The organism is Burkholderia sp. AU30198 (assembly GCF_020419825.1).
In the GTDB taxonomy this organism is placed as follows: domain Bacteria; phylum Pseudomonadota; class Gammaproteobacteria; order Burkholderiales; family Burkholderiaceae; genus Burkholderia.
In genome coordinates, this window is the sequence record NZ_JAIZSA010000001.1 from 919,064 (window position 1) to 936,241 (window position 17,178).

A 17,178-nucleotide genomic window follows, 5' to 3' on the forward strand; every position below is an offset into this window, starting at 1 on the left:
TTTCGCATCGCACCGCTCCTGATGCACGCATCGGCCCGGTATTCCCGCCGCCCCCTCATCGATCTGCCCGCCCATGGCGCACCTCACACGTATCGCGTTTTGCGGCCTGCGCCGGCTCAATGCCTTTCGCGGATTCAGCGACAATCCGTTTCTCGACTGGACGCTCGCGAGAAAGCCCTACGTCTTCGACCGGGTCAACCTCCTGATCGGCGGTAACGGGGGCGGGAAATCGACCTTGATCGACCTGATCGATTCGATCCGCGATCCCGACCGACTGACCAGCCTGCCCAGAGAAAACCTGCTGAGCAACTCGGTATCGGCGTTCGAGATCGTGTTCGGCGACGGGAGCATGTACACCGGTCGCGCCATGTCCCACCGGATTGACGGCGTGGCAGAGGCAGACAATCTGGCCAACGACGACCGCGACGAACTCGATATCCAATACCTGGCATTGCGGTATCGCGGATCGGATCAGCAGCGCGCCAGTTTCGAGAAGAACGTCAGCAAAATCGGCCTCGACGATATCTCGCGGGATGAGATTCGCTCGCTCACGTCGATGCTTCCCTGTCACATCCGTTACTGGCAGGAACCCGTCGAACCCGACATGAAATCGGTTTGCCGGATCCTCAATCGGGCCGCCGAACATTTGCCGGGCATCCTGTCCTCGTCCTCGCGCCTCGGTGACGACGGACGCATCTTCGAGTCGACGCTGGCGTACACGCGCGCCCATCCCTTCGGCCTGCATGGCGAGGACCGGCTGGGCATCTGGTTGTCGGACGATGTCAGGCAAAGCAACCATGTCCATTTCCATTCGCTGCCGGCAGGCTGGAAGCGGCTCGTGTCGATCGTCGACTGGCTGGAACAGGCGGCCAGCGGATCGATCTGCCTGATCGAAGAACCCGAAACGCACCTGCACCCGACGCTCCAGCGGCACCTCGCGCACGAGATCGATCGCATCGTGCACGACAGGAACCTGCAACTCTTCATCGCAACGCATTCCCCGGTCTTCCAGCAGGTCAACGTCTGGAAAAATACGGCCAAGGTATTCGCTGCGGTTTCCAACGAGATCGTCGAATACACCGACGCCACCGGCATGCTCGACCAGCTCGGCATCAAGGCTTCGGACATTTCGCAAAGCAACGGGATCGTCTGGGTCGAAGGCCCCTCCGACCGGATCTACGTCAAACACTGGCTGGCGTTATGGTGCAAGGCCAACGGCAAGCCGGTGCCGATCGAGAATGTCGACTATTCGTTCTCGCTCTACGGCGGCGCATCGCTCGCTCATTTCAGCGCACAGGACACGGACGAATTCATCGCCATGCTCGGGATGAACCGTCATTGCGCGATCGTCATCGATCGCGATCGCGATTTCGAAGCCGACGCGCAAGGCCGACTCTGTTGCACCCGCACCGGCAGCGCGAAAGGTCGCGTGATCGGCGAACTCCACGATCGCCCCGACTCCGCGGTATGGATCACCGAAAAGTACACGATCGAAGGCTATCTGCCTCCGCCGTTCTTCAATCGGTACTTTTCGATCGACGAGCAAGGCGTAATCTCAACCACCCGGCAAAAAGTATCGATCGCGCAGCAATACGTTCGAAGCGCCGACACGCTCGACGATTGCGCGCCCGGCACGGACCTGCTGCAGCAACTGGAACGTCTGCATGCCGCCATTCACGCCTGGTCGTATTAGTCCACGGGCATCCGGATTGCTCGCGCTCGAGGGTGTCGTCGCATCGCCCCTGGTCTGCTGACACCACGCTGTCAGCAGACGGCGCCTAACCTCGACCGATCGCTCGAAACGAGGACTCCCCCGTGGCCCATCCCGGACAACGCGCCGAAGCGGCCTCCCGCACCGCCGAACGGCGCGGCATGACGCTGCTGACTCTCTGCCTCGCCGTCCTCGTCGCGCAGGTCGACACGGCCGTCGTGAATCTCGCGACGCGCGCGATCGGCGACTATTTCCACGCGGGCGTCGGCGCATTGCAATGGGTCGTCGACAGCTACAACCTCACGTACGCGGTGCTGCTGCTGACCGGCGGGCTGCTCGCGGACCTGCACGGCCGACGCCGCATCTTCATCGCGGGCACGGCCCTCTTCACCGTCGCGTCGCTGCTGTGCGCGCTCGCGCCTTCGGTCCCGGTGCTGATCGCCGCCCGCGCGCTGGCCGGCGTCGGCGCCGCACTGCTGCTGCCGGCATCGCTCGCGATCGTACGCGTGGTGTGGCGCGACCCGGTCGAGCGCGGCCGCGCACTCGGCATCTGGGCGGCGTGCAACGGCGCGGCGATGGCGATCGGCCCGACGCTCGGCGGCGTGCTGATCCGGCACTTCGGCTGGCGCAGCATCTTCTTCGTCGTCGTGCCGCTGAGCGTCGCCGCGATGCTGCTTGCCATGCCGGCGGTGCCCGAGTCGTCCGATCCGCGCGGCCGGCATGTCGACGTCGGCGCGCAAGTCACAGGCGCACTGGCGCTCGGCACGCTTGCGTATGCGGCGATCGTGTTCCGCGATTCGCCGGCCGCATGCGTGCTCGCGGGCTGCGTTGCGATCGCTTCACTCGCCGCGTTCGTGTCGATCGAACGGCGTCACGGCGCGGCCGCGCTCGTGCCGCTCGAACTCTTCCGGATCGGCGCGTTTCGCGGCGCGATCGCCGCCACCTCGGGCATGACGTTCGGGATGTACGGCGTGCTGTTCCTGCTGCCGCTCTACTGGCAAGACGCCGGTCGCCTCGATTCGACCGGCGCGGGCCTTGCGCTGCTGCCGATGGCGCTCGTGTTCGTCGTCGTGTCGCCATGGTCGGGGCCGCTTTCCGAGCGCATCGGCTCACGTGCGACGACGGCCGGCGGTGTCGTCCTGATCGCGAGCGGGCTCGGCGCGATCGGCGCGGCGGCCGGTTCGTCGAGCCTGCTCGGCGCCGAACTCGGGCTGGCGTTGACGGGGCTCGGCATGGGGATCGCAACGGGGCCATTGATGACGGTCGCCGTAGGAGCGGTCGACGCCGCGCGCTCGGGCACGGCGAGCGCGCTCGTCAACGTCGCGCGCATGACGGGCGCGACGCTCGGCATCGCGGTACTCGGCACGCTGTTCGCGGCCGCGCACGGCGGTGCGGCCGGCTTGCGCACGGCGATGTTCGCCGGCGCGGCCGTTCAGTTGGCCGGCGCCGCGGTGTCGGCGCTCAGCATGCAGCGTGCGCGGCTGGCGGCATGACATGTCGCAGGTTCGCTCCTGCCCATGCCGACAGGCTTCACGCGGCCCCAACCGCGCCCCGCCCTGGCCGTCAGCGATGCTTCTCGCCGTGCCGCTTGCGCCGATGCGCTTCGCGCGCCTGCAGCAGCGACGGCATCAGTTCCTCGATGTATTGCCGCGCCTGCCCGCGCGTGACGATCTCGCTGAAGCGCTGATGGGCCTTGTCATGACCGACCAGCGCCGCATGCGCTTTCTTCAGGATGTGCAGATACGCGATCAGGCTCGTGCCGTCGCGCACGGGCAGCGCATCGCGCGGGTCGAAGGCCGGTGTCGTGCTCATGATCCGATCCTTTGCGGGCAGTCGCTGCGGCACGTCGTGGTGACGAGCGCCAGCAGGTCGTTCGCGAGACGGTCGCGATCCGTCAGCGGCGCCACGCCGAACAGCCGTTCGAGCGTCGCAGCGACCGACGCATGATCGTACGGCGTATGGTCGACCTGCCCGGCCGCGACCCACGGTGAAATCACGATCGCCGGCACCCGCACGCCGTATACGTCGAACCCGAAGCCGCTCGCGTTCAGCGTCGCCGCCGCGCCATCGTTCGGCGGCGGCGCAGCGCCCGGCCTGACCGAATCGTAGAAGCCGCCGTGCTCGTCGTAGCAGATCACGAGCAGGCTGCTGTTCCACACCGGCGAATTGCGGATCGCGTTGTACACGCGCGCGGCGAGCTGGTCGCCGCCGGCGAGGCCGTCCATCGGGTGTTGCGAGCTGCCGTTCTGGTAGGTGCCGTGCACGATGTCGCCGTAACCGGGCTCGATGAACGTATAGCGCGCCGTATAGCCGGCCGCGAGATCGGCCTCGAAATGCGCGAGATCGTCGACGTCGAAGAAGCTGATGCCCTTCAGCGACGCGACCTGCGGCACGTGGCCGAGCGGATCGCCCGTCTGGTCCTGGTAGATGCGCCAGTTGTCGTCGCCGAGCGCAGCGAAGATCGAACCCTTCGGATACGGAAAGCCGTCGAACGCGTCCCACCCGGCCATTTCTTCCTTGGTCGGCGAATGGTCGAGCCCGGCCGACGACGCGCCGTGCAGGAAGAAGCGGTTCGGCCAGGTCGGCCCCGGCATCGACGCATGCCATGCGTCGCACAGCACGAACGCGTTCGCGAGCGCATACAGCGACGGCGCCTGCGTCGCGATATCGACGCCCTGCATGATCTTGCCTGCATCGGCCGGCTGCGGCGGCGTGCCTTCGGAATGCGACGTCGCGTAGTTCGACACGAACCCGGTATTGCCGACCGGCGGATACGGCTGCCCTTTCACGAACGGCACACCCGCGCCGCAGAGCTGCTCGAGCACGTCGGTGAATTCGTGGCACGGATCGGTCGGCATCCGGTCGGGCGCACCGCCGCCGAACGGATAAACCGCGTCGCCGTACGCGTTGCTGTTGCCCGGCGATGCGGCAACGATGTCGGGATAGCCCGACAGCGCGAACAGGTGATCGAAAGAACGGTTCTCGAGCATCAGCACGAACACGTGCTGGATGCGGTCCTGAACCGACGGGGATGCGGGGGCTGCGTCTGCACTCATGGCGCCTCCTGGCGTCGCGCGACGAAAGTCCTGCTGGTACGGTCGTTGGCCCGCTGAAAGCCACTGAAGGGATTGAAAGCCGTGGCGCGGGCTGCGAATTGCCGACGAGTGTACGACCGCGCCGGCCCGCGCGTAAAGCCGCACGCGAACCGCGTTGCGGCGCGTACGTTCAGCCGTCGGCCGGCGCGGTTCTCGGCGTGACGACATCGCGCGTCGGCCGCGCACCGAACATCCGCGCGTATTCGAGGTTGATCCCCGACGCGCTTTCGTCGCCAACACGATACGCGCCGTTTCCGCGTTCACCGCGCCCGCCCCCTCGGCGCATCGAAAGGTTGGGCCGGACGGCACTCTGATCGTTGACTTTCGCCGAGCGGCCCGATACGATCGATGCACTTTCAAGACGCCCTCCCGGTCCGCCGGGAGGGCGTTTCGTTTTGGTTCCTCCAACCAAAAGGAAACCCCTTGAAATGAACCGTATCGACACCCTCGCCTCCGGCCTGAACGGCGGCCTCGGCTATCTGCAGCATGGCACGGGCCCCGAATGCGTGATGGTCCTGCACGACTGGCTCGGCGACCACACGAACTACACGGCGCTGCTGCCGTATCTCGACGAAGCCGCGTTCACGTACGTATTCGTCGACCTGCGCGGCTACGGCGAATCCATCCACCTAACCGGCGCCTGTACCGTCGACGAGATCTCGGCCGACTGCCTGGCGCTCGCGGATCGGCTCGGCTGGCAGCGCTTTCACGTGATCGGCCATTCGATGACCGGCATGGCGACCCAACGGCTCGCCGCCGACGCGCCGTCGCGCATCAAGCGCGCGATCGCCGTGTGCCCTGTGTCGGCGGCCGGCAATCGCCTGAGCGACGACGCGCGCGCATTCTTCGCGAGCACGACCGTCGATGACGATGCGTTTCGCCGGCTCGTGCGATTCGTGACAGGGGGATTGTCGGCGCGCTGGGCCGACGTGAAGCTGCGGCAGAACCGCGAACGCGTGGCGCCGGATTGCCGGCTCGCGTATCTCGACATGCTGACCGGCACGGATTTCGTCGACGACATCCGCGGGCTCGACACCCGCTTCCTGGTGATCGTCGGCGACAAGGATCCGGGGCTCGACGAAGCGGCGATGCAGGCGACGTTCCTCGCGTGGCATCCGAACGCACGGCTCGTAACGCTGCCGAATTGCGGGCATTACCCGATGCAGGAATGTCCGCCGTACTTCGCGATGATCGTCGAGGAGTTCCTGCGGGACGCGGCCGCTTGAGCGTTGCGCACGCGCGGCGACCGGTGAAGGCGGTATTGGCCGCCGCGGCATGACGATGCCGGCGACGACCGGTGGACGGCACGCGATGTGTTGTCCACCCGGTTCGTCCGGCCTCGTCGGCCGGACGGGATTCGATCAGCGAGGCGGTGCTGCGTGCCCGCGCCGATCGTTACCGCTTAACGGCGCGGCTGGCCGGTTCGCGGCGGACGCGGGGAATTCGCGTCCTTGTGACGGAAGTTGATGCGGCCCTTGGTCAGGTCGTACATCGACAGTTCCAGCGTCACGCGGTCGCCCGCGAGAATGCGGATGTGGTTCTTGCGCATGCGGCCCGACGCGTATGCGCCGACCACGACGCCGTTTTCCAGCGTGACACGGTATTTGCTGTCCGGCAGCACTTCGTCGACGATTCCGTCCAGTTCCAGCAGTTCTTCTTTTGCCAAACCAATTCCTCCAGACAAGGTGATTGACCGCGGCCGCGGCGATCTGCCCGGCGCCGTTTCCCGCGACGGGACGGCGACCGGCAGGCTGCCGGGTATCGGTTCGTTCAGACGGACCCAAGGTCCGTCTTGTGATCGGAGCCCGGCGCGATGCGGCGTTCAGGCGGTCGGTGGCGGCGGCGCCTTGGGCGCCGCGCAAGTCGGGACCGCGCCGGCTACGACAAGGCCGCGGTCTGCTCAGGTTGATGCGTTGAAGCGGTGATGCGCTGGCGACGCGCGCAGGCGCTTCGCGAGGGCGTTGCATTGCACGCCGTTCCGGCATGCGATGAGGGAAGCGTCACGACCGATGCATCGCGAATGTCGCGATGCATCGGTCGTGCGCATCGGAACGCGCCGGCGCCGCAAAAGCGGCGCCTCGCGCGAAACTCCATCCGGCAGCGACCACCGACTGGTGGCCGATGCCGATGCGGCTTACTGCGGCGTGATGTTCGACGCTTGCAGACCCTTCGGGCCGCGCTTCACTTCGAAGCTGACCTTCTGGCCTTCCGCGAGGGTCTTGAAACCCGTGCCGCGAATTTCCGAGAAATGGGCGAACAGATCGTCGCCGCCGTTGTCCGGGGAGATGAAACCAAAGCCCTTGGTTTCGTTGAACCACTTGACGGTACCGGTATCCACAAATACTTCCTTAATACAAATGACGAATAATTGAACATGCGCCCGCGACGGGCACATAAAGAATCAAAAGAGGGATAGACCAACGACTGCCGCACAGAGTGCAGCCAATGATGAGCAATCGAACTTCTTGAACACTTCGGCCATGGACACTACGCGATAGTAGCTGCTTCGTCAAGCCATTTTGATCCGGCGCACCAGCACGCCCGCCGCGTGCGCCTTATGCAGCGGGTGTTGCCGGCCGACGGGAAATATTTCGATACGCCCCTTTTTCGGCCGGCCCGCCGGTTTTTACTGCGGCTCGAACACGTGATGCAGCGCCGGCGGTTCCGCACCTTCCCGGATCCGCATCTCGAACGCCTTGCGCGCGACGCTCGTCGGCCGCACGTCCGCCGCGTCCAGATAGAACTGCGAATACCAGTCGCGCATCTGGTACAGCGGGCCGTCGCCTTCGCACAACAGCGGGTTGTCGATCCGCGTCTTGCTGTGCCAGATGTCGACGTCCTCGTAGAACGCGCGCTGCGCTTCCTTCACGTACGCATTCGCAATCTCCATGTTCTGCGCGTCGGACAGCCCGGCCACCTTCTTCACGATCACGCCGTAACGCAGCTCGAAGCTGTTCATGTCGATCGGCACGTGGCAGTTCAGCAGCACCGAGTGGATCGGCTGCCCGCCGCTCTGCCCCGTCATCTGCGTGATGTGCACGGCCGGCCCGAAATACGTCGACAGCGCGGTCAGCGCGTCGCCACCGAGCTTCTCGCTGCGGCCGACCATCAACTGTGTCGCCTTGTGGTCCTCGAACAGGTTCGCGAAATAGTCGATCGGCGCATGGTGCACGGTCGCGAAGTGCGCGACGTCCGAGATGTTGTCGACCAGTTCGCGGCAGTTGGCGTGGATCACCATCTTGTCGACGACCCAGTCCGACCATTCGTCGGAGAAGCACACGTCGAGGCGCGGAATCGCGACTTCCTCCGGCGGCGCATTGCCTTCCGGGTCGTTCCACACGAACAGCAGGTTGTTCTCCTCGCAGGTCGGCCATGCGCCGATGCGCGCCTTCGGCGGGATCCGCTTGCAGTACGGGATCGATGCGCACTGCCCTTCGCCGCTCCACGCCCAGCCGTGGAACGGGCACACGAGATTGTCGCCCTGCACCGTGCCGAGGCTCAGGTCGGCGCCCATGTGCGGGCAGTACGCATCGACGACGTTGACCTTGCCGGTCGAATCGGCGAACGCGGCGAGCTTGCGGCCGAACGCGTTCAGCGTGTGCGGCTTGCCGTCCTTGAAATCGCTGGCGAGCCCGAGGCAGTGCCAGCCGCGCGCATAGCGCTGCGCGAGCGGCTGGGCTTCGATCTTGTAAGGGCGTGCGGACATGTGGGTTGACTCCTCTTGTGGAGAGCGCGCGGCGGCCGGCCGCACGCGGGGGAAATGGGGGGGCGCCGGTCAGCGCATCGGGTTGCCGGGTTCAAGCGCGGGCGACGGCTTCAGCGGCGCCGGAGCCGCCGGCGACGGCTGCTGCCGGTGCACCACGCGGCGCTCCGCGCGCTCGACGCCGAGCCACGCGGCGAGCGCAGGCAGCAGGAACACCGCGCCGAACAGGTTCACGAGGAACATGAACGCGAGCAGCACGCCCATGTCGACCTGGAACTTCAGCGCGGAGAACGCCCACGTGCCGACGCCGATGAACATCGTGACGGCCGTGAACAGCGCCGCCGTGCCGCGCTGGCGCATGGCATCCGCGAAGGCGTCCGGCAGCGTCGCGCCGTGACGGATGTCGTGCTGCAGGCGCTCGTACAGGTAGATGCCGTAGTCGACACCCACGCCCACGCCGAGCGTGATCACCGGCAGCGTCGCGACCTTCAGCCCGATGCCGAGCAGCGCCATCACCGCATTGCACAGGATCGACACGAGCGTGAGCGGCACGATGATGCACAGCACCGCGCGCCACGAGCGGAACGTGACCGCGCAGAGCAGCGCGATCGCACCGAAGATCGACAGCAGCATCGCGATCTCCGCGTCGCCGACGGCCTCGTTGGTCGCGGCCATCACGCCGACGTTGCCCCCCGCGAGCCGGAACGCGACGTTCGGCGTCGGGTTTTCGGCCGCGAAGCGCTTGATCTCGTCGACGATGTGCGCAATGGTCGTGCCTTCGTGGTTCTTCGTGTAGATCAGCACCTGGATCGCCTTGCAGTTCGCGGTGTTCATCCCGTTGTCGGGGTCGAACGCGTTGGAACCCTGCGTGAGTCCGTCGCTGGAGCGCGGCAGCGCGGCCCAGCGCGGGTTGCCCTCGTTGAACGCGGCGATGAACACCTTGCCCTGCGACGACACGCTCGTCACCGACTGCACGCCGGCCACGCCGCGCATGTTCATCTCGAACTTCTCGATCGCGCTCATCACCGGGTAATGCAGGCACGCGTCGTCGAAGCCGGTCGTCTCGACGATCACCGACAGCACGTCCACGCCGATGTTGTACTGGTGCGTGATCGCCGCGTTGTCGACGTTGTAGCGCGAGTTCGTGCGCAGTTCGGGGGCGCCGGTGCCGATATCACCGATCTCCAGCTTGCGCGATTCGAGCGCGCCGTAAGCCAGCAGCGCGAGCGCGACCGCGAACACGCCGAGCGCGGGGCCCGGCCGCGCGAACGTCGCGAAGCGCGACCACAGGGGGCTGCCGCCCGCGGCCGCCGTGCGTTGCGCGCGGGCCAGCGTGCCGCGTTCGAGGCGCGTGTACGACAGCAGGATCGGCAGGAACACCTTGTTCGTCACGATCATCAGCAGCACGCCGAGGCACGCGGTGATGCCGAGCTCGCGCACGATGTCGATCCTGATCCGCATGATCACCATGAAGCCGAGCGCGTTGGTCAGCAGCGCGACCGTGCCCGGTACGAACAGCTTGCGGAACGCGTCGCGCGCGGCGTCCGCCGACGATGCGCCGCGCACCAGCGCCTGCTTCCACGCGTTGGTCATCTGCACCGCGTGCGACACGCCGATCGAGAAGATCAGGAACGGCACGAGGATCGACATCGGATCGATGCCGAGCCCGAGCAGCGGCAGCGCGCCGAGCAGCCACACGACCGGCAGCAGCGCGACGACGAGCGCCAGCACGGTGGTCTTCAGCGAGCGTGTGTACGCGAACAGCAGCGCGGCCGTCACGAGGAACGCGAGCGCGAAGAACGCCATCACGCCCGCGATACCGTTCTCGACGTCGCCGACCAGCTTCGCGAAGCCGATGATGTTCACGTCGATGCCCTGCTTCGCGTATTTCTCGCGGATCTCCTCGAGTTGGCGCGCGACCGCGCTGTAATCGAGCCGCTTGCCCGTGGCCGGATCGGTCTCGCGCAGCTCCGCGCGGATCAGCGCCGATTTCAGGTCGTTGCCGACGAGGCGGCCGATCTGCCCGGAGCGCGCGACGTTGCGGCGCACCTTCGCGAGATCGTCCGGGTTCGCGCTCGAGAACTGGCCCGGCACGACCACGTCGCCGCGAAAGCCGGCCTCGGTCACCTCGGTGTAGTGGACGTTCGGCGTGAACAGCGAGAACACGCGCGAGCGGTTCACGCCGGGGATGAAGAACACGTCGTCGGTCGCGTGGCGCAGCGCGTCCATGAAGGTCTGGTTGTAGATGTCGCCGTCACCCTTCCAGCGCAGGCTCACGAGAATCGTGTTGGCGCCGGGGAATGCACCCGCGTAGCGCTCGAACACCTGCATGTACGGATGCTCCATCGGGATCATCTTGTTGAAGCCCGGATCGAGCTTCAGGCGCGTCGCGGACAGGCCGAGCGCGAGCGTCACCGCGACGCACAGCACCAGCAGCAACCGGCGGCGGCGGATGATCGTGTCGGCGCAACGCTCGACGAACGCGGCGAGGCGCGACGCGGGAACGGCTTCAGGGGGACGTGACAGGTCGTTCATGGGAATTCTCTTGTCGATGCGGACGATGCGAAATGAACGGAAGCAGGCAGCAGGACCGCCACGCGTCAGGACGGCGTGGAGGCCAGCAAACCGGTAAGCGGCGCGACCCCGGCCTCGCCGCCGAGCAGCAGCGCACCGTGGCCCATGTCGAGCACGGCCGCGAGGCTCTGTACGCCGCCGAGCTTGCGCACGTCGAAGGTCAGCCCGCCGTCGCGCGATGCGACGATCGCGCCGCCCTGCCCGACCAGCACGAGTTCGCCGTCGGTGAGCTGGGTCGCGCCGAAATACGACACCGACACATGGCTGTCGACGTGCGTCCAGGTCGCGCCGCGATCGGTGCTGCGCACGACGTTGCCGCGCATCCCGTAGGCGACCCAGTCGCCGTTCGCGAGCATCAGCGCGCCGAACAGCGAGCCCGCGTAAGGCGATGGCAGCTTGTCCCAGGTCGCGCCGTTGTCGGTCGAGCGCAGCAGCGTGCCGCTCTCGCCCGCGATCAGCAGGCTGCCGTGGCCGTCGCCGACGATCGCGTTCAGGTGGCGGTCGCCGGCCGGGGTCTTCACGGTCTGCCAGTTGAGGCCCGCATCGTCCGAGCGCAGCAGCTGGCCGAAACTGCCGGCCGCGAACAGCGGGCCGTCGGCCGTACCCCAGATCGACAGCAGCGGATCGGAATGCGCGTGATCCATGTGCACCTCGCGCCAGTGCGCACCGGCGTCGTCGCTGCGGACGATCCGGCCGTCGTGGCCGACCGCGATCCCGAGCGCCGGCGTGACGAAGCGCACCTGCGTGAGCGTCGAGCCCTGGTCGGGCATGACCGACGCGGGCCGCCAGTGCGCACCCGCGTCGTCGCTGAGCAGGATCACGCCGCGCTCGCCGACCGCGACGATGCGCGCGCCGGCCTTCGCCAGCCCGTTGATCTGCAGCCGATCCGCATGGATCGCGGTGACCGGGAACGCCGGCAGCGGGCGCGGCGAAAACGCGAACAGCGCGGCGCCGAGCACGAGTGCCGACATCGCCAGTCCAGGCAGGGTTCGTTTCATCGCTTGTCTCCTGTGTCTGCGTTCGACAGCGGTTCGCGCCATGGCGCCCACCGCCGTCGCCTGCAAGTCTCCGGGCCGTCGGTCGTTGCCGCGGCCTCGAATGGTCCTGAATGGAGGGCCGCCTGAGCGGCGCGGCCCGTGCGCGTGCCGCTACGCGCCGACTTCGAACAGCGCGGCGGCACCCATCCCGCCGCCGATGCACATCGTCACGACCGCGTGCCGCACGCCACGCCGCGCGCCTTCGAGCAGCGCGTGCATCGTCATCCGCGTGCCCGACATCCCGAACGGATGGCCGAGCGCGATCGCGCCGCCGTCGACGTTCAGCCGCTCGTCCGGAATGCCGAGCGTGTCGCGGCAGTACAGCGCCTGGCACGCGAACGCCTCGTTCAACTCCCACAGCCCGATGTCGCCGACGGTCATCCCGAAGCGCGCCAGCAGCTTCGGAATCGCGAACACCGGGCCGATGCCCATCTCGTCCGGCTCGCAGCCGGCCACCGCGAGACCGCGGAACGCGCCGAGCGGCGTCAGCCCGCGGCGCTGTGCCTCGCCACGCGACATCACGACCACGGCCGCCGCGCCGTCCGACAGCTGCGACGCGTTGCCGGCCGTCACGAACTCGCCCTGCTCGACGACCTGGCCGCCGCTCCACGACGGCTTCAGCCCCGCGAGCCGTTCGGCCGTCGTGTCCGCACGCACGCCTTCGTCGCGCGCGGCGTTCACGTTCTCGTAACCGGCCGGGTTGCCTTCCTTGTCGAACAGCGCGCGCCGCACGTCGAGCGGCGCGATTTCCCCATCGAAACGGCCGGCCGCCTGGGCTTCCGCCGTGCGCTGGTGGCTCTGCAATGCGAATTCATCCTGTGCCGCGCGCGAGATGCCGTAGCGGCGCGACACGATCTCGGCCGTTTCCATCATCGCCATGTACGCAGCCGGCTGGTGGTCGAGCACGGCCTGCGAGCGCGCGCGATACGCGTTCTTGTGCTTGTTCTGCGTGAGCGAGATCGACTCGACGCCGCCCGCGACGACGATCCGCGCGTCGCCCGCGCCGATGCTGCGCGCGGCGCTCGCGATCGACATCAGGCCCGACGAGCACATGCGGTCGATCGCCATGCCGGGCACCGATGCGGGCAGCCCGGCCGCCGCGGCCGACAGGCGGCCGATGTTGTAGCCCTGCGTGCCCTGCTGCGCGGCGCAGCCGATCAGCACGTCGTCGACGTCGGCCGGCGCGACGCCCGCGCGTTCGAGCGCCGTGCGCACCACGTGGCCGCCCAGCGCGGGCGCCTCGGTGTCGTTGAACATGCCGCGAAACGCCTTGCCGATCGGCGTGCGTGCGACGGAAACGATGACTGCGTCTTCCATGTGTCTGGCTCTCTGGAACTAGAAGTAGTAGCGGCTGATGGTGTCGGCGACGCAGCCGGGCTTGGCCTCGCCTTCGATCTCGACGGTCACGCGAATCCATGCCTGCACGCCGCCTTCGAGCGGCTCGACGCGCAGCAGCTCGCCGACGCCGCGCACCAGCGCGCCGACCTTCACCGGCGCCGGGAAGCGGATCTTGTCGCAGCCGTAGTTGACGCCGAGCCGCGCGCCGTCGATCCGCACGATCTGCGGCAGGAAGTAATTCACGAGCGACAGCGTCAGGTAGCCGTGCGCGATGCACGCGCCGAACGGGCCGTCCTTCGCGCGCACCGGGTCGACGTGCACCCACTGGTGGTCGCCCGTCGCATCGGCGAAGCCGTCGATGCGGATCTGGTCGATCGCGAGCCACGCGCTCGCGCCGAGCGTGTCGCCGACGGCCGCGGCCAGTTCGCCGGGATGCGCGAACACGCGGGGCGTCGCGCGCACGGGGTCGAGGGTCGTGCTCATCATGCGTGCTGGCTGCTAACCGACAGCACTTCGCCCGTCATGTACGACGCGTAATCGCTTGCAAGGAACACCATCACGTTCGCGACCTCCCAGACTTCGGCGGCGCGCCCGAAGGCTTCGCGCGACGCCAGTTGATTCAGCAGGTCGGCCGGGGCCGACTTCTTCAGAAAATCGTGCATCGCGATGCTCGGCGCGACCGCGTTGATGCGCACGCCATACGGCGACGCCTCGAGCGCCGCGCAGCGCGTGAGCGCCATCACGCCCGCCTTCGCGGCCGCGTAGTGCGCCTGTTCCGCCTGCGCGCGCCAGCCGAGCACCGATGCGTTGTTGACGATCGCGCCGCGGCCGCGGGCCTGCATGTGCGGCAGCATCGCACGCGTCATCCGGAACGTCCCGGTAAGGCTAATGTCGATCACGCGCGACCATTCGGCATCGTCCATATCGACGATGCGGGTCGACCCGCCGAGCCCGGCGTTGTTGATCAGCACGTCGACGCCGTCGAGCTTGTCCTGGGCCTCCGCGACGAGCGCCTGCACGTCGGCCTCGATCGCGACGTTGCACAGGCGGCCGTACACCTGTTGCAGCCCCGTTTCGGCGCGCAGCGTCTCGACCGCCTGTTCGAGACGCTTTTCGTGGATGTCGGAGATGAACAGCCCGCGGCAGCCTTCCTCTGCGCAGCGGCGCGCGGCCGCGAAGCCGATGCCGGCGCCGGCGGCGGCCGTGATCAGCACCGATTTGCCGGCGAGCAGCTGGTGGCCCGGCACGTAGGCCGGCGCTTTCTGGATCTGGGGTTCGGTCATGCTTGTCCTCGCGGTTCCCGTGGCATGCCGAGCCCGCGCTCGGCCATGATGTTGAGCTGGATTTCGTTGGTGCCCGCGTAGATCGTGTCCGCACGGGAGAACAGGAATACGCGCTGCAGATGGGTGAGCTTTTCGTCAGCCGGATCGATCACGTTCGCGCGCGGGCCGAGGGCATCCATCGCGAGCTGGCCGAGGTCGCGGTGCCAGTTCGACCAGAAGTACTTGTAGATCAGCGCCTCGCGGCGCAGCGGCGCGCCGGCCCCGCCGTCGGCGTCGTCCGCACCGGACAGCATCCGCAGCGCGTTGTAGCGCATCACACGCAGCCCGGCCCATGCGCGGCCGATTCGCTGACGCAGCACGGGGTCGCGGTCCGCGCCCGATTCGCGCGCGGCGTCGATCACCCATTCGAGCTCGCGGACGAACTGCATCTGCTGGCCGAGCGTCGACATCCCGCGCTCGAAGCCAAGCAGCGTCATCGCGATCCGCCAGCCGTCGCCGGGCGCGCCGACGAGGTCGCGGGCGTCCGCGCGCGCGCCGTCGAAGAACACTTCGTTGAATTCCGCGCCGCCGTTGAGCTGCTTGATCGGCCGGATCTCGATGCCCGGCTGGTCAAGCGGCATCAACAGGAACGACAACCCCTTGTTGCCCTTCGACACGGGATCGGTGCGCGCCAGCACGAAGATCCAGTCGGAATCGTGCGCGAGCGACGTCCAGACCTTCTGGCCGACCACGCGCCACGTGCCGTCCGCGTCCTGTTCGGCGCGCGTGCGTACGTTGGCCAGGTCGGAGCCCGCGCCGGGCTCCGAGTAGCCCTGGCACCAGAACTGCGTGCCGGCCAGGATGCCGGGCAGGAAGCGCGCGCGCTGGTCGTCGGTGCCGCACGCGACGAGCGTCGGCCCGAGCAGCCCTTCGCCGATGTGGCCCATCCGCCCGGGGCCGCCGGCGCGTGCATATTCCTCGTGGAAGATCACCTGCTCGGCGACCGAGAAACCGCGCCCGCCGGCCTCAGTCGGCCAGCCGAGGCCGGTCCAGCCGCCCTTCGCGAGCTCCTGTTCCCATGCCTTGCGCAGTTCGGGCCACGCTTCCTCGTCGCCAGGGCCGCCGCGGTATTTCAGGCAAGCGAAGTCCCCGGTCAGGTGCGATTGCACCCAGTCGGCCACTTCGTGCCGCAATTGCTGTTCGCGCGTTTCGCTGTTCATTGGAGGGCTCCTGCGCGTGCGGCCGATGGACGAGATGCCGCCGCAGCGGGTGGTGCGAACGCTTCGTCGCGATGCGATGCGGCGCCGTCAATCGCATGGGACGCGATCCATTCGAGCAGTTGCGGCGTGCTGCCGAACTGCGCACCGGACGCCTGTGCGCGCTTGAAATAGAGGTGCGGGTCGTATTCCCACGTAAAGCCGACACCGCCGTGCAGCTGGATCGCTTCCTGTGCGCAAAACGCATACGCGTCGTTCGCGGCGGACTTCGCGGCAGCGATGTCGGCGCGCAATGCGTCGCTCGGCTGCGCGCTGCCGGCTTCGGCATCCCACGCGTGTGCGGCACCGAGCACCGCCGAGCGCGCCGATTCGATCAGCACCATCATCTGTGCGCAACGGTGCTTGACGGCCTGGAACGATGCGATCGCGCGGCCGAACTGCACGCGCTGGCTCGTGTAGTCGAGCGTCAGGTCGAGGCATTGCTGGGCGCCGCCGAGCTGTTCGGCGGCCAGCGCGAGTGCTGCGAACCAGGCGGTGCGTTCCAGCCCCTGTGCCACCGCGGTGCCGCCAGCAAGCAGCGCGTCGCGGTTCACGCGGGCATCGTCGAGAACGATCCGCGCGATCGGCCGCGTGGCGTCGAGCGTGTCGAGCGGCGTGACTTTGAGCCCCGATGCCGTTGCGACGTCGATTGCGAACAGCCCGATCGACTGCCCTTCGTTCGCGATCCGCGCTGGCACCAGCAGCAGGTCGGCGCGCGCGCCGTCGATCACCTGTTCGAGCGTGCCGGACAGCGCATAGCCGCCCGCCGTTTCTTCCGCGACGACCGGCAGTTGCCGCGCACCGGCCGGCAGGTCGAACGGCAGCGCCAGCGTCGCGCTGCACGCGCCTTCAGCAATCTTCGCGAGCCAGCCGTTTGCCAGCGGCGTGCCGGCGCAGCCCGCCAGCGCGGTCGCCGCGAGACACGCGGTTGAAAAATACGGCACGCACGCGACGCGCCGGCCGAGCTGTTCCATCAGCACGGTCTGCTCGACCGCGCCGAGCCCCAGCCCGCCGGCCGCTTCGGGCAACGCAAGCGCATTCCAGCCAAGCTCGCCTGCCAGCGCGGCCCAAAACGCATCGTCACGGCCGCCGGACTGCTCGAGCGCGCGGCGCACGTCGGCGGACGCGCTGCGTTCGGCGAGCACGTCGGCCGCCGCATCGCGGATCATCGCCTGTTCGTCGGTGAGCGCCAGATCCATCGG

15 protein-coding genes are annotated in these 17,178 nt (G+C 67.8%); 3 read left to right on the top strand and 12 right to left on the bottom strand.

The window, feature by feature from the left end; translation table 11 throughout:
* Positions 1-73 precede the first annotated feature (73 nt).
* Both LGN19_RS03980 and LGN19_RS03985 read left to right on the top strand, forming a co-directional pair.
* On the top strand, positions 74-1,693 hold the full coding sequence (locus LGN19_RS03980) for an ATP-dependent nuclease (protein ID WP_226213308.1): 1,620 nt from the start codon (positions 74-76) through the stop codon (positions 1,691-1,693).
* A gap of 179 nt (positions 1,694-1,872) precedes the next feature.
* Complete coding sequence (locus tag LGN19_RS03985; protein WP_226213309.1) at positions 1,873-3,204, top strand: MFS transporter; 1,332 nt, start codon at positions 1,873-1,875, stop codon at positions 3,202-3,204.
* A 70-nt stretch (positions 3,205-3,274) separates the two neighbouring features.
* Here LGN19_RS03985 and LGN19_RS03990 read toward each other — a convergent pair whose 3' ends face one another.
* Positions 3,275-3,523, bottom strand: coding sequence for a hypothetical protein (locus tag LGN19_RS03990; protein WP_226213310.1), 249 nt, complete (start codon positions 3,521-3,523; stop codon positions 3,275-3,277).
* Entirely contained in the window at positions 3,520-4,767 is a 1,248-nt protein-coding gene (locus LGN19_RS03995) for an alkaline phosphatase family protein (protein WP_226213311.1), read from the bottom strand. The genes LGN19_RS03990 and LGN19_RS03995 overlap by 4 nt, the downstream gene beginning before the upstream one ends.
* Positions 4,768-5,234: 467 nt before the next feature.
* Between LGN19_RS03995 and LGN19_RS04000 the strand changes: the two genes are divergently transcribed.
* Positions 5,235-6,032: an alpha/beta fold hydrolase gene (locus LGN19_RS04000; protein ID WP_226213312.1), complete on the top strand. Its 798-nt coding sequence runs from the start codon at positions 5,235-5,237 to the stop codon at positions 6,030-6,032.
* 176 nt (positions 6,033-6,208) lie between these two features.
* Here the strand turns inward: LGN19_RS04000 and infA are convergent, their stop codons facing one another.
* The 10 genes from infA to LGN19_RS04050 form a co-directional block, all read right to left on the bottom strand.
* A complete protein-coding gene (gene infA, locus LGN19_RS04005) occupies positions 6,209-6,472 on the bottom strand; it encodes a translation initiation factor IF-1 (protein WP_048251091.1) in 264 nt (87 codons plus the stop codon).
* 468 nt (positions 6,473-6,940) lie between these two features.
* Complete coding sequence (locus LGN19_RS04010; protein ID WP_006483056.1) at positions 6,941-7,144, bottom strand: cold-shock protein; 204 nt, start codon at positions 7,142-7,144, stop codon at positions 6,941-6,943.
* A 288-nt stretch (positions 7,145-7,432) separates the two neighbouring features.
* Complete coding sequence (locus LGN19_RS04015; protein WP_226213313.1) at positions 7,433-8,512, bottom strand: Rieske 2Fe-2S domain-containing protein; 1,080 nt, start codon at positions 8,510-8,512, stop codon at positions 7,433-7,435.
* A 69-nt stretch (positions 8,513-8,581) separates the two neighbouring features.
* Positions 8,582-11,044, bottom strand: coding sequence for an efflux RND transporter permease subunit (locus LGN19_RS04020; protein ID WP_226213314.1), 2,463 nt, complete (start codon positions 11,042-11,044; stop codon positions 8,582-8,584).
* A gap of 65 nt (positions 11,045-11,109) precedes the next feature.
* The gene (locus LGN19_RS04025; RefSeq protein WP_226213315.1) at positions 11,110-12,081 is read right to left on the bottom strand and encodes a WD40/YVTN/BNR-like repeat-containing protein; all 972 of its coding nucleotides are present in this window, start codon (positions 12,079-12,081) and stop codon (positions 11,110-11,112) included.
* 150 nt (positions 12,082-12,231) lie between these two features.
* Positions 12,232-13,437 carry an acetyl-CoA C-acyltransferase gene (locus LGN19_RS04030; protein ID WP_226213316.1) on the bottom strand — a complete coding sequence of 402 codons (1,206 nt, stop codon included), beginning with the start codon at positions 13,435-13,437 and terminating at the stop codon, positions 12,232-12,234.
* Between the two features lie 18 nt (positions 13,438-13,455).
* Positions 13,456-13,941: a MaoC family dehydratase gene (locus LGN19_RS04035; protein WP_226213515.1), complete on the bottom strand. Its 486-nt coding sequence runs from the start codon at positions 13,939-13,941 to the stop codon at positions 13,456-13,458.
* Complete coding sequence (locus tag LGN19_RS04040) at positions 13,941-14,741, bottom strand: SDR family oxidoreductase (protein WP_226213317.1); 801 nt, start codon at positions 14,739-14,741, stop codon at positions 13,941-13,943. Before LGN19_RS04040 ends, LGN19_RS04035 begins: the two co-directional genes overlap by 1 nt.
* Positions 14,738-15,940, bottom strand: coding sequence for an acyl-CoA dehydrogenase family protein (locus tag LGN19_RS04045; RefSeq protein WP_226213318.1), 1,203 nt, complete (start codon positions 15,938-15,940; stop codon positions 14,738-14,740). The genes LGN19_RS04040 and LGN19_RS04045 overlap by 4 nt, the downstream gene beginning before the upstream one ends.
* Entirely contained in the window at positions 15,937-17,175 is a 1,239-nt protein-coding gene (locus LGN19_RS04050; protein ID WP_226213319.1) for an acyl-CoA dehydrogenase family protein, read from the bottom strand. The genes LGN19_RS04045 and LGN19_RS04050 overlap by 4 nt, the downstream gene beginning before the upstream one ends.
* Positions 17,176-17,178 lie beyond the last annotated feature (3 nt).